The following is a 13,249-nucleotide window of genomic DNA, read 5'->3' on the forward strand; positions in this document are numbered from 1 at the left end:
ATGCGTCGCGCCCTGCTCTTCGCCGTTGCCCTGCTGGCCCTTCCGCTTCACGCCGCAGAGCTCAAGCCCTTTTCCGCCAGCTACACGGCCGACTGGAAACAGCTGCCCATGAGCGGCACCGCCGAGCGCAGCCTGAGCAAGGGCGCCAACGGCGATTGGACGCTGGCATTCAAGGCCTCGATGATGATCGCCAGCCTGAGTGAAGTCAGCACCCTGCGTGTCGACAAGGAAGCCATGCTGCCCGAGACCTACAATTTCGAACGTGGCGGGCTGGGCAAGGCCCGCAAGGTCAACCTCGACTTCGACTGGGCGGCCAAGAAGGTCACCGGTACCGACCGAGGCGACCCGATCAACCTGCCCCTCAACACCGGCGTCCTGGACAAATCCACCTATCAGCTGGCTCTGCAGCACGACGTTGCCGCAGGTAAGAAGAGCATGAGCTACCAGGTGGTCGATGGCGACGAGATCGACACCTACGACTTCCGCGTGCTGGGTACCGAGAAGGTCGAGACCAAGGCAGGCCAGGTCGACGCGATCAAGGTCGAGCGCGTGCGCGATCCCACCCAAAGCAAGCGCATCACCGTGCTCTGGTTCGCCAAGGATTGGGACTACCTGCTGGTGCGCCTGCAGCAGGTCGAGACCGACGGCAAGGAGTACAACATCATGCTGCAGGACGGCACGGTGGACGGCAAATCGGTAAAAGGCAGCTGAGTGGCTGCGTTGCGGTAACGACAAGGGCCCTGCGGGGCCCTTTTTCGTGGGCGGATATCCGCCACGGTTTCGGCGCGGGGAGGCGCACAGGGCGGATTCCCGCCACTTGTACAGCTATGTGACGACAACCATACGCCTGCCCAGGCCGCAGCCACCCGTGTTGTGCCATCAGTACGCAACTATGGCACGGCACCTGCAATACATTCCGCAGAGGTTTGCCACCGTGCAACTCGCCCACAACAAATCCCTCCAGACAGGAGGGTTCGTGCTTTAGGTGTCGCGAACACTCCGGAACGGGTGCCAGGCGATACACTTGAGGAACTTGCAAAATGACGACTCGTCAGCCGCTGTACAAATCGCTGTATTTCCAGGTGATCGTCGCGATCATCATCGGTATTCTGATCGGCCACTTCTACCCTCAGTTCGCGGTCAAGCTCAAGCCTTTCGGCGACGGCTTCATCAAGCTGATCAAGATGGTCATCGCCCCCATCATCTTCTGCACCGTGGTCAGCGGCATCGCCGGTATGCAGAGCATGAAGTCGGTCGGCAAGACCGGTGGCTACGCCCTGCTGTACTTCGAAGTCGTCTCGACCCTGGCGCTGATCATCGGCCTGGTCGTGGTCAACGTGGTCCAGCCCGGTGCCGGCATGCACGTCGACGTATCGACCCTGGACGCCAGCAAGATCGCCAGTTACGTTTCGGCAGGCGCTGACCAGAGCATCGTCGGCTTCATCCTCAACGTGATCCCGAACACCATCGTCGGCGCCTTCGCCAACGGCGATATCCTTCAGGTACTGATGTTCTCGGTGATCTTCGGTTTCGCCCTGCATCGCCTGGGTGCCTACGGCAAGCCGTTGCTGGACCTGATCGATCGCTTCGCCCACGCCATGTTCAACATCATCAACATGATCATGAAGCTGGCGCCGCTGGGTGCGTTCGGTGCCATGGCCTTCACCATCGGCGCCTACGGTGTAGGTTCGCTGGTGCAGCTGGGCCAGCTGATGATCTGCTTCTACGTCACCTGCGTACTGTTCGTGCTGCTGGTGCTGGGCGCCATCTGCCGCGCTCACGGCTTCAGTGTGGTCAAGGTCATCCGTTACATCCGTGAAGAACTGCTGATCGTTCTGGGCACTTCTTCCTCGGAATCGGCACTGCCTCGCATGCTGATCAAGATGGAACGCCTGGGTGCGAAGAAGTCGGTAGTAGGCCTGGTCATTCCGACTGGCTACTCGTTCAACCTGGACGGCACCTCGATCTACCTGACCATGGCCGCCGTGTTCATCGCCCAGGCGACCGACACCACCATGGACCTGACTCACCAGATCACCCTGCTGCTGGTACTGCTGCTGTCCTCCAAGGGCGCTGCCGGTGTCACCGGTTCGGGCTTCATCGTGCTGGCCGCTACTCTGTCGGCCGTTGGCCAACTGCCGGTCGCCGGCCTGGCACTGATCCTGGGTATCGACCGCTTCATGTCCGAAGCACGCGCACTGACCAACCTGGTCGGTAACGCGGTTGCCACGCTGGTGGTTGCCAAGTGGGTAGGCGAGCTGGACGAGAAAGTCCTGCAGACCGAGCTGGCTTCCGGTGGCCGCGCCATCGTCGACGGCCGTCCGGAAGACGACCTGGGCGTTGCCGAAGGCCGTGATGCCGACACCACGCCACAGAGCACTACCCTGCGCTGATCCTGTGCAGCGATAAAAAAAACCCATCTTCGGATGGGTTTTTTGTTGGATGAAATTTGTTTCACAGCACTGAACTCGCTGCGACAATCCGCCGCAGCGCACGCCCCATGGGCGTTTGCCGATTGCTGCTGTTTTGGTAAAAAACTGTTGCAGGATTCGTCTGTTTACTTAGCAAGCTACCCAACTCTATAACAAAGACCTGCACACGCCAGGTTGCAGATATTCGAGAAAGGAGCTTTCCCATGACTGTAAAAGTGACCGAACGCGACGAAGCCCATATGTCCCACGAAGGCGTGGCGGCAGGCATCCAGATCTGGGATGTCTATCAGCAGGACCTGTTGGTAGGGATGTTCCACAACGAGAACGATGCCCACAGCTACAAGAACGAACTGGAAACACTCGAAAGCCAACGCGCTTCGAATTGACCGTTCGCCGCGCAAGAAAAACCCCGCTCAGGCGGGGTTTGTCGTTTCAGGGCGTTACCACATCAGGTCGTCCGGAATCTTGTAGGCGGCGTATGGATCTTCTGCCGACTCGACTTCTTCGGTGGCCACATTGAGCATGACGATGCGCTGCGGCGCGCGCTCCTGGACCTTGAGCGCGGCCTCGCGCGGAATCACCTCATAGCCTCCGCCATGCTGCACGATCGCCAGCGAACCGTTGCTCAGCTTGCTGCGCATGAGGTTGTTGACCGAGAGGCGCTTGACCTTCTTGTCGTCGACGAAGTTGTAGTAGTCCTCGGTGGTGAGCTTGGGCAGCCGGGTCGCCTCGATCAACTGCTTGACCTGCGCGGCGCGGGCCTTCTCCTCGACCTTGTCCTGCTGCTGGCGATTGAGCTCCTGGTCGCGGCGCGCCTTCTCGGCCATGGCTTGCTGGGCGATACGCTGCTGCGTGTCGTCCACCTCGACCTGGCCCTTGTTCTCCAGACGCTTCTGCTTCTGCTTGTCCTTGCTGACTTGCTTGACCTGCTTCTGGTTGACCAGTCCAGCTTTCAACAATTGGTCGCGGAGGGAAAGGCTCATGGTGTTCTGCTCACTTATAAAACGGCTCAGCCACAGCTGGGCAGATTCTGTTCCTGACGTTTGGCCTCGCCCCACAGGGCGTCCATGTCTTCCAGGGTGCAATCTTGGATGTTGGTATGGGTGTCGCGCAATGCCTGCTCGATGAAGCGGAATCGCCTGTCGAACTTGACGTTGGCACCGCGCAGGGCATTTTCCGGGTCGACCTTGAGGTGACGGGCCAGATTGACCACGCTGAACAACAGGTCGCCGATTTCTTCGGCCACCGCTGGCGCATCGTCGGCGGCCATGGCCTCCAGTACCTCGTCGAGTTCTTCCCGGACCTTGTCGAGCACCGGCAGCGGTCCCGGCCAGTCAAAACCGACAACCGCGGCACGCTTCTGCAACTTGGCAGCACGCGACAAGGCCGGCAGCGCTGCGGGCACGTCGTCGAGCAGCGACAGCTGCTCGCCCGCCCCGCCCTTCTCGGCACGCTCCTGGGCTTTGATTTCTTCCCAGCGCTGCTTGACCTGTTGCTCGTCCAGCTGCGGCGTGTCCAGGGCCGCGTAGAGCTCGCCGGTGGGGAACACGTGGGGGTGGCGGCGAATCAGCTTGCGGGTGATGCCATCGACCACGCCATCGAACTCGAAACGGCCTTCCTCGCGCGCCAGCTGGCTGTAATAGACCACTTGGAACAGCAGGTCGCCAAGCTCGCCTTGGAGGTGCTCGAAGTCCTCGCGTTCGATGGCGTCGGCCACCTCATAGGCTTCTTCCAGGGTGAACGGCACGATGCTGGCGTAGGTTTGCTTCACATCCCACGGGCAACCGTGCTGCGGATCACGCAGCCGGGCCATGAGGTTGAGCAGGTCTTGCAGTGTGTACATGCTCGGGCTCTTTGCAAAGGTGTCGGGATCCGCCGGTTCACGGCGTCCGGTTACGGCGTGTCTCGATGATGTTGGGCAACTGCGAGATGCGTCCGAGCAGGCGTCCGAGGGCGTCGAGGCCGGGGATCTCGATGGTCAGCGACATCAAGGCAGTGTTGTCTTCCTTGTTCGAGCGGGTATTGACCGCCAACACGTTGATCCGCTCGTTGAGCAGGATCTGCGAAACGTCGCGCAGCAGGCCCGAACGGTCGTAGGCACGGATGATGATATCGACCGGATAGGTCAGCACCGGCACCGGGCCCCAGCTGACCTGAATGATCCGCTCCGGCTCGCGCCCGCCCAGTTGCAGCACCGATGCGCAGTCCTGGCGGTGGATGCTCACGCCGCGGCCCTGGGTGATGTAGCCGACGATGGCATCGCCCGGCAGCGGCTGGCAGCAGCCGGCCATCTGCGTCATCAGGTTGCCGACGCCCTGGATCTGGATATCGCCGCGCTTGCCAGGCTTGTAACCGGTGGCCTTGCGGGTGACCAGCTCCATCGGCTCGTTGCCGCGTTCGGGCTCGACCAGTTGCTGCGCCGAATTGACCAGATGCGCCAGGCGCAGGTCGCCCGCGCCGAGGGCGGCGAACATGTCCTCGGCGCCCTTGTGGTTGGCCTTTTCGGCCAGCTGGTCGAAGTCGACCTGAGGCAGGCCCAGGCGACTGAGCTCGCGCTCGAGCAGCGACTTGCCGGCGGCGACGTTCTGGTCGCGGGCCTGCAACTTGAACCAGTGGACGATCTTCGCCCGTGCGCGGGACGTGGTGACGTAGCCAAGGTTGGAGTTGAGCCAGTCACGGCTGGGCGTGCCGTGCTTGCTAGTGATGATCTCGACCTGCTCGCCGGTGTTCAGGCTGTAGTTGAGCGGGACGATGCGGCCGTTGATCTTGGCGCCGCGGCAGTTGTGACCGATCTCGGTGTGCACGCGGTAGGCGAAGTCCAGGGGCGTAGCGCCCTTGGGCAGGTCGATGGCGTGGCCGTCGGGGGTGAACACATAGACCCGGTCGGGTTCGATGTCGACCCGCAACTGGTCGGCGAGGCCACCGATGTCGCCCAGCTCCTCGTGCCATTCCAGCACCTGGCGCAGCCAGGAGATCTTTTCTTCGTATTGATTGGACCCGGACTTGACGTCGGTGCCCTTGTAGCGCCAGTGCGCGCAAACACCCAGCTCCGCCTCTTCGTGCATGGCGTGGGTGCGAATCTGTACTTCAAGCACCTTGCCCTCGGGACCGATCACCGCAGTGTGCAGCGACCGGTAGCCGTTCTCCTTGGGGTTGGCGATGTAGTCGTCGAACTCCTTGGGGATGTGCCGCCAGAGGGTGTGCACGATGCCCAGCGCGGTATAGCAATCGCGCATTTCCGGAACCAGCACGCGAACCGCGCGCACGTCGTAGATCTGGCTGAACTCCAGGCCCTTGCGCTGCATCTTGCGCCAGATGGAATAGATGTGTTTTGCCCGCCCGCTGATGTCGGCCTTGACCCCGGTGTCGAGCAGTTCGTTGTGCAGCTGGCTCATCACCTCGGTGATGAAACGCTCGCGATCCAGGCGGCGTTCGTGCAGCAGCTTGGCAATCTGTTTGTATTGGTCGGGCTCCAGGTAGCGGAACGACAGATCCTCGAGCTCCCATTTGATGTGGCCGATGCCCAGTCGATGCGCCAGCGGTGCATAGATGTCGAACACCTCGCGGGCCACGCGGTTGCGCTTTTCGTCGTCGGCGCTCTTCACCGCGCGGATCGCGCAGGTACGCTCGGCCAGCTTGATCAGCGCCACGCGGACATCGTCGACCATGGCCACGAGCATCTTGCGCAGGTTCTCGACCTGTACCTGCGAGCCCAGCACCATGGACTGGCGCGGGCTGAGGCTGGCGCTGATGGCCGCCATGCGCAGCACGCCGTCGATGAGCTTGGACACGGTGCTGCCGAAGCGCCGGCCGACCTCTTCCAGGCTCGCCTTGCCCTCGCGGACCGCGCGGTAGATGACCGCGGCCATGAGTGAATCCTGGTCGAGCTTGAGGTCGGCGAGAATCTCGGCGATCTCCAGCCCCGCCTGGAAACACGACGTGCCGTCGGCCCAGGAATGCTGGGCCGGGTTGCCGACCAGTTCGGCGGCCTGGGCGAACTCGCAGGCCTGCTTCAGGGCCTCGCGATCCAGCACCAGATCCACGCTGACGATATGATCCAGCCATGCATCGAGATTGATACTGCCGTCGGTGTTGATCGGCTGGCGTGCTCTCACCTGTACCATCTTGCTTACCTTTCCCTACAACACGCCGAAGCGCATCAACAGTCGCTGGCTATGACCAATGCTGGGCCGGCAATGGTCAGGCGTTTCGCGCGCCAGTCGGATTGGACGGGCCATCCTGGCCCGCTTCGAATAACGCCATGGCCTCGACATGCGCAGTTTGCGGAAACATGTCGAGGATCCCGGCTCGTTTTAGCCTGTAGCCTTGCCTCAACAATTCGACCGTATCGCGGGCCAAAGTTGCCGGGTTACAGGAGACATACACCAGACGTTGCGCACCCAGTGCGCGGATCGTGCGCACCACCTCGAAAGCACCGTCGCGAGGTGGATCCAAGAGTACCGCAGAAAAACCTTCACCCACCCACTCGGCGGCGTCCAGAGGCTGCGACAGGTCGCTCTGGTAAAAACCAGTGTTATGCAAATTGTTGCCAACGGCATTGTCGGCAGCACGCTGCACCATGGCCGCCACGCCTTCGACCGCCACCACTTCGCGCGCGCGCTGGGCCAGGGGCAAGGCGAAGTTGCCGAGCCCGCAGAACAGATCCAGGACTCGCTCGTGGGGTTCGGGTGCCAGCCAGTCCAGCGCCTGGGCGATCATGGCATCGTTGACGGCCGCGTTGACCTGGACGAAGTCACCGGGTCGGTACGCCAGCTCGAGCCCCCAGGGGGCCAGGGCGAACCCCAGCGTTGCGCCTGCGACCAGCGGTGCCGGCTCGCCTTCGCCGTGCAGCCATAACTGCAGGCCCAGGTCCGTGCAGAAGGCCTGCAGCGCCGCCAGGTCAGTATCGGCCAGCGCGGCGGTATGACGAAGCAGCAAGGCCAGTGCGGTACCCGCGTACAGCTCGACGTGGCCCAGCGACTGGGGTTTGACGAAGCTGCGCAGCAGCTGTGGCAACTGCTCGATGACCGGCTGCAACGCCGGCACCAGCACCTGGCACTGGCTGATGTCGACGATGTCCTGGCTGGCTGCAGCGCGAAAGCCCACGGCCAGATGACGCGCCTTGGGATCCCAGCGCACTGCCAGCCGGGCGCGTCGGCGATAGCCCAGCTCGGGCCCGCTCAACGGTGCTGCCCATTGCTCGGGCGCGACTCCGGCCACGCGCGACAACTGCTCGGCCAGCAGACCTTGCTTGAGCGCCAACTGCCGGTCGTGCGGCAGGTGCTGGAGGCTGCAGCCACCGCAGGTGCCGAAATGCGGACACGGCGCCGGGCGGCGCAGTTCGCTGGCCACGAGCACGCGCTCGCAGCGCGCTTCGACGATCTTGCCGTGGGCATTGAGCACCCGCGCCTCGACCTGCTCGCCGGCCAGGGCGCCACTGACGAACCACGTCCGCCCTTCGAAGAAGGCAATGCCGCGGCCGTCGTTGGCAAGGCGCTCGATCGGCAGGCGCTGTTTCTTGCCGGTCGGTACCTGTGGCGCACGGGTGCCGCCTGTCGGCTGGAAACGCAGGCCCGGTTTGGTTCTGGCCATCAGTTGGGCGCGTCGAAGATGCCGCTGGACAGGTAGCGGTCGCCGCGGTCGCAGATGATCGCGACGATGACCGCGTTGCTCACTTCGCGCGACAGGCGCAGCATGCCTGCCACCGCGCCGCCGGACGACACGCCGCAGAAGATGCCTTCTTCGCGCGCCAGCCTGCGGGTGGTGTCTTCGGCTTCGTGCTGGGCCATGTCGATGATCCGATCGACCCGATCGGCCTCGTAGATGCGCGGCAGGTATTCTTCCGGCCAACGGCGGATGCCGGGAATGGCAGCCCCCTCCATGGGTTGCAGGCCAACGATCTGCACTGCGGGGTTCTGCTCCTTGAGAAAACGAGAGGTGCCCATGATGGTGCCGGTGGTGCCCATGGAACTGACGAAATGGGTAATGGTACCGGCCGTCTGCTGCCAGATCTCGGGGCCGGTGCTGCGATAGTGCGCCTCGGGATTGTCGCCGTTGGCGAACTGGTCGAGGACCTTGCCGTGCCCTTCTCTCTGCATGCGTTCGGCGAGGTCGCGCGCGCCTTCCATGCCCTGCTCGCGGGTGACCAGGATCAGCTCGGCACCATACGCGGTCATGGCCGCCTTGCGTTCGGCCGTCGAGTTGTCGGGCATGATCAGGATCATCTTGTAGCCCTTGATCGCAGCCGCCATGGCCAGGGCGATGCCGGTATTGCCGGAGGTCGCTTCGATCAGGGTGTCGCCGGGCTGGATCTGCCCACGGCTTTCGGCGCGGCTGATCATCGACAGCGCCGGGCGGTCCTTCACGGAACCGGCCGGGTTGTTGCCTTCCAGCTTGAGCAGCAAGGTGTTGCTGGTCTCGCCGGCCAGGCGCTGCAGGCGCACCAGCGGCGTGTTGCCGACGCAGTCGGCGATGGTTAGGTACTGCGGGGTCATGGCGTATTCGCAATCCAGACTGCGGGGGTGGCCTATCATACCGGCAAACGGCGCCTACCCATATCACGCAAAGTGCGCACCTTATAGCGCGAAAGCATAAGCAGCTGGTGGGGCGCTTTCACTCGCGCACGTCCAATGCCCTTCCATGACCTTTGGTCGCTCTGGTTCAGCCCCTGGCGACCTTGCACATGCCATTGGCCCAACGCCGCGGCGCGCGCGACTGGCGCATCGGCACGCCCCGCTGTATTTTCCCAGCATTGCTCAGTCAGAAAGGCGCCTGCGGCGTGTTGAAGAAACTCGGTATCAAAACCCGCGTGCTGTTGCTCGCGCTCATTCCGGCCACCTGCATGGCGCTGATCCTGGGGGGTTATTTCACCTGGATGCAGCAGTCCGACCTGCAGCGGCAGTTGCTGCAGCGCGGCGACATGATTTCCGAACAGCTTGCGCCGCTGGCCGCACCGGCACTGGCGGCCAAGGACCGCGAGCGCCTGGAGCGCATCGCCGCGCAATCCCTGGAGCTGACCGACGTGCGCTCGGTGACCTTCCTGGGGGCGGACAGGACGCTGCTCGCCCATGCCGGGCCGATGATGCTCAACGCGGTGCCGATCGGCAACAGCACGCACTCGCTGCAGCGCAGCGGCTTCGACGCCACGCGCTATCTGATGCCCGTGTTCGGCCGCCATCGCGACCTGGCCAGTGACGAGGTGCCCGGCGAAGTCGATCACCTGCTGGGCTGGGTCGAGCTGGAACTGTCCCATGACGGCACCTTGCTGCGCGGCTACCGCAGCCTGTTCGCCAGCCTGCTGCTGATCCTCACCGGGCTGAGCATCACCGCGCTGCTTGCCGCGCACATGAGTCGCAGCATCAGTGCGCCGATTCGGCAGATCAAGGACACCGTCACGCAGATCAAGGACGGCAATCTGGAAAGTCGCGTACCGGCCATGGGCAGCCATGAAATGGACGCCCTGGCCGCCGGCATCAATCGCATGGCCGAAACCCTGCAGGATGCCCAGGAAGAACTGCAGCACAGCATCGATCAGGCCACCGAAGACGTGCGGCAGAATCTGGAAACCATCGAGATTCAGAACATCGAACTGGACCTGGCGCGCAAGGAAGCGCTGGAAGCGAGCCGGATCAAGTCCGAATTCCTCGCCAACATGAGCCACGAAATCCGCACCCCGCTCAACGGCATACTGGGTTTCACCCATCTGCTGCAGAAAAGCGAGCTCACCCCTCGCCAGCTGGATTACCTGGGCACCATCGAAAAATCCGCGGACAGCCTGCTGGGCATCATCAATGAAATTCTCGACTTCTCGAAGATCGAGGCCGGCAAACTGGTACTCGACAACATTCCGTTCAACCTGCGCGACCTGCTGCAGGACACCCTGACCATCCTCGCACCTGCTGCCCATGCCAAGCAGCTCGAACTGGTCAGCCTGGTCTACCGCGACACCCCGCTGTCGCTGATCGGCGACCCGCTGCGGCTCAAGCAGATCCTGACCAACCTGGTCAGCAACGCCATCAAGTTCACCCGCGAGGGCACCATCGTCGCCCGCGCCATGATGGAGGACGAGAACGAAGACAGCGTGCAACTGCGCATCAGTGTCCAGGACACCGGTATCGGCCTGTCCGGCCAGGATGTGCGGGCGCTGTTCCAGGCCTTCAGCCAGGCCGACAACTCGCTGTCGCGGCAGCCCGGCGGCACGGGCCTGGGGCTGGTGATTTCCAAGCGTCTGGTCGAGCAGATGGGCGGCGAGATCGGGGTCGACAGCACGCCCGGCGAGGGCTCGGAATTCTGGATCAGCCTCAATCTGCCCAAGGCCCGCGACGATGCCGAGGACCTGCCGTCGGCGCCCCTGCTCGGCCGTCGCATCGCGATCGTCGATGGCCATGAACTGGCGCGGCAGGCCCTGCAGCATCAGCTCGAAGACTGTGGCCTGGACGTCACCGACTTCAAGTCGCTGGACAAGCTGGTACTGGCCACCCACGCTGCGCGGCAGGCAGGCCAGCCGCTCGACCTGGCCGTGCTGGGCATCACCGCCCATGAGATATCGCCGGAACGCCTGGGCGTGCAGATTCGCGAGATCGAGCAGAGCGGCTGCCAGGTGCTGGTGCTGTGCCCGACTACCGAACAAGCGCTGTTCCATGCCGCAGTGCCCAATGCGGATCGTCAGCTGCAGGCCAAGCCAAGCTGCACACGCCGACTGCGTCGTGCGCTGGCGGACCTGATCAACCCCAAGCAATTGCGCTACGAAAGCCCCGAGGGCAGCGGCGAGCGCGCACCGCGCGTGCTGTGCGTGGACGACAATCCGGCCAACCTGCTGCTGGTGCAGACCCTGCTCGAAGACCTCGGCGCCGAGGTGCGAGCGGTGGACAACGGTGCGGCAGCGATCAAGGCCGTACAGGAAGGCGGGCTCGACCTGGTGCTGATGGACGTGCAGATGCCGGAGATGGACGGCCGCGAAACCACCGAGCGCATCCGGCTGTGGGAAAGTGCCCAGACCGGTGCCGCCCTGCCCATCGTGGCGCTGACTGCCCATGCGATGGCCAATGAAAAGAGGGCTTTGCTGCAGAGCGGCATGGACGACTACCTGACCAAGCCCATCAGCGAACGCCAGCTGGCCCAGGTGGTGCTGAAATGGACCGGGCTGGCGCTCAGCGCGCAGTCCCTGGACAAGACCGCGGACCTGCCGCTGGAAAGCAATACCCTGCAGGTGCTCGATGCCGCCGAAGGCCTGCGCCTGGCGGCAGGCAAGGCCGATCTGGCCGCCGACATGCTGGCGATGCTGCTGGCGTCACTGCAGGCCGACCGCGAAGCGATTCAACTGGCGCGAATCAATGCCGATCAGAATGCCATGATCGAGCGGGTGCATCGCCTGCACGGCGCCACACGCTACTGCGGCGTGCCGCAACTGCGTGCGGCCTGCCTGCGCAGCGAAACCCTGCTCAAGCAGAACGATCCGGCAGCCTTGGCGGCGCTGGATGAACTGGACGACGCCATCACTCGCCTCGAGGAACAGGCCCGCGCGATGGCCTGAGGCCCCGCCGTGGCCGGCGTGCTAGCATGTCGCGTCTATTTGGAGGACCCATGGTCGAACACGATTTCCGCTTCAGTCTGCTCAACCCGCAGCACACCTTGATCGAGTGCCGCGCGCTCATGCCCGGCCGTTACCAGGTCACCGGCAACGGCGGCTCGATCCACAACACCGACACCCTGCTGGTCACCCTCAAGGGCAGCAAGGATCTTTCGATGCGCCTGGTGGTGGAGAAGGTCCGTCATCTGATCAACCCGCCTGGCCAGTGGGTGGCCGTGGCCACCGGCCCGGTGTTCGGCGAACTGGCGATCCATCAGTGGAAAGTCAATTGCGACAGCTGCGGCAAGGTCCTCGACTTCGAATTTGCGGTGGACGCCAAGCTCGGCACCAAGGCGCAGAAACCTGCAGCGCAGGCGCGCATTGCCGAACTGGGCTGGGCCAATCGCAATGGCAAGCATATCTGCCGACAGTGCCAGGCCGCCCCGGCGGGCTGAACGCGGCAGCCGCATAACGCAGTTGGGCATGTGGTGTTCGCTTTGGGGATGCAGCGGACGGTGCGGAACGTGGACTAATTGACATGGCGCCACGGCACACGAGGGCGCTTTAGCTGCACTCGTCTTTCCCTGGAGCCATAGCCCATGAAAACCGTCGCGGAACTGTTGAAGAGTAAAGTCCAGCACAACCAGCAGGTGCACACCATCGAGCCGCAACAGATGGTGTTCGATGCCCTCAAGCTCATGGCGCAGATGAACGTCGGCGCCCTGCCGGTAGTGGTCGAGGGGCGCGTGGTGGGTATCGTCAGCGAGCGCGACTATGCACGCAAGATGGTGCTGCTGGGGCGCTCGTCCATTGGCACGCCGGTCAGCGAGATCATGAGCGCCCATGTGATCACCGTGACTCCCCAACAGAACATCGATCATTGCATGGCATTGATGACCGAGGGTCGTCTGCGCCACCTGCCGGTGGTCGACAATGGCCAACTGCTGGGGCTGCTGTCCATCGGTGACCTGGTCAAGGAAGCCATCGCCGAACAAGCCAGCCTGATCGAGCAGTTGCAGCAGTACATCCGCGGCGAATGAAGCAGCCAGCGTGGTAAACCCTGTGGGAGCTGTGCTACCCCTGACACACGGCAGCGCCTGCTTCGCGGGCAGAGCCCGCTCCCACAAATTTCGCGGCCCGCTCCCAGACATTGATCCCACGGGCTGCCTGCGGGCAGGAATTCTGGACAAAAAAAAAGCGACCCGAAGGTCGATTTTTTTTGCTTCAGAGAGTTCAAGGGCTCTGAGGC

General features: G+C 63.3%; 11 protein-coding genes. 6 read left to right on the forward strand and 5 right to left on the reverse strand.

Annotation, left to right across the window (positions count from 1 at the left end):
* The 3 genes from IFU31_RS16010 (at position 1) to IFU31_RS16020 (ending at position 2,818) form a co-directional block, all read left to right on the forward strand.
* Positions 1 to 711 carry a DUF3108 domain-containing protein gene (locus IFU31_RS16010; protein WP_122478924.1) on the forward strand — a complete coding sequence of 237 codons (711 nt, stop codon included), beginning with the start codon at positions 1 to 3 and terminating at the stop codon, positions 709 to 711.
* A gap of 329 nt (positions 712 to 1,040) precedes the next feature.
* A complete protein-coding gene (locus tag IFU31_RS16015; protein ID WP_122478926.1) occupies positions 1,041 to 2,393 on the forward strand; it encodes a dicarboxylate/amino acid:cation symporter in 1,353 nt (450 codons plus the stop codon).
* A 242-nt stretch (positions 2,394 to 2,635) separates the two neighbouring features.
* A complete protein-coding gene (locus tag IFU31_RS16020; protein ID WP_122478927.1) occupies positions 2,636 to 2,818 on the forward strand; it encodes a hypothetical protein in 183 nt (60 codons plus the stop codon).
* A 54-nt stretch (positions 2,819 to 2,872) separates the two neighbouring features.
* Here IFU31_RS16020 and IFU31_RS16025 read toward each other — a convergent pair whose 3' ends face one another.
* The 5 genes from IFU31_RS16025 to cysM all read right to left on the reverse strand — a co-directional run bounded on the left by IFU31_RS16025 (position 2,873) and on the right by cysM (position 8,926).
* On the reverse strand, positions 2,873 to 3,415 hold the full coding sequence (locus IFU31_RS16025; protein ID WP_122797447.1) for a DUF2058 domain-containing protein: 543 nt from the start codon (positions 3,413 to 3,415) through the stop codon (positions 2,873 to 2,875).
* Positions 3,416 to 3,441: 26 nt separating this feature from the next.
* A complete protein-coding gene (gene mazG, locus IFU31_RS16030) occupies positions 3,442 to 4,275 on the reverse strand; it encodes a nucleoside triphosphate pyrophosphohydrolase (protein ID WP_122478930.1) in 834 nt (277 codons plus the stop codon).
* A 37-nt stretch (positions 4,276 to 4,312) separates the two neighbouring features.
* Positions 4,313 to 6,556: a GTP diphosphokinase gene (relA, locus tag IFU31_RS16035; RefSeq protein ID WP_122478932.1), complete on the reverse strand. Its 2,244-nt coding sequence runs from the start codon at positions 6,554 to 6,556 to the stop codon at positions 4,313 to 4,315.
* Between the two features lie 76 nt (positions 6,557 to 6,632).
* Complete coding sequence (gene rlmD / locus IFU31_RS16040) at positions 6,633 to 8,024, reverse strand: 23S rRNA (uracil(1939)-C(5))-methyltransferase RlmD (protein ID WP_192057437.1); 1,392 nt, start codon at positions 8,022 to 8,024, stop codon at positions 6,633 to 6,635.
* Positions 8,024 to 8,926: a cysteine synthase CysM gene (gene cysM, locus IFU31_RS16045; protein WP_192047512.1), complete on the reverse strand. Its 903-nt coding sequence runs from the start codon at positions 8,924 to 8,926 to the stop codon at positions 8,024 to 8,026. The genes rlmD and cysM overlap by 1 nt, the downstream gene beginning before the upstream one ends.
* A 284-nt stretch (positions 8,927 to 9,210) precedes the next feature.
* Between cysM and IFU31_RS16050 the strand changes: the two genes are divergently transcribed.
* From IFU31_RS16050 to IFU31_RS16060, 3 genes are all read left to right on the forward strand, one after another.
* On the forward strand, positions 9,211 to 11,964 hold the full coding sequence (locus IFU31_RS16050; RefSeq protein ID WP_122479694.1) for a response regulator: 2,754 nt from the start codon (positions 9,211 to 9,213) through the stop codon (positions 11,962 to 11,964).
* 50 nt (positions 11,965 to 12,014) lie between these two features.
* Positions 12,015 to 12,455: a hypothetical protein gene (locus IFU31_RS16055; protein ID WP_192103702.1), complete on the forward strand. Its 441-nt coding sequence runs from the start codon at positions 12,015 to 12,017 to the stop codon at positions 12,453 to 12,455.
* A 144-nt stretch (positions 12,456 to 12,599) separates the two neighbouring features.
* Complete coding sequence (locus IFU31_RS16060) at positions 12,600 to 13,040, forward strand: CBS domain-containing protein (RefSeq protein ID WP_122478939.1); 441 nt, start codon at positions 12,600 to 12,602, stop codon at positions 13,038 to 13,040.
* Positions 13,041 to 13,249 lie beyond the last annotated feature (209 nt).

The sequence above is a fragment of the Pseudomonas sp. CFBP 13602 genome, from assembly GCF_014842725.1.
Taxonomy (GTDB): domain Bacteria; phylum Pseudomonadota; class Gammaproteobacteria; order Pseudomonadales; family Pseudomonadaceae; genus Aquipseudomonas; species Aquipseudomonas baltica.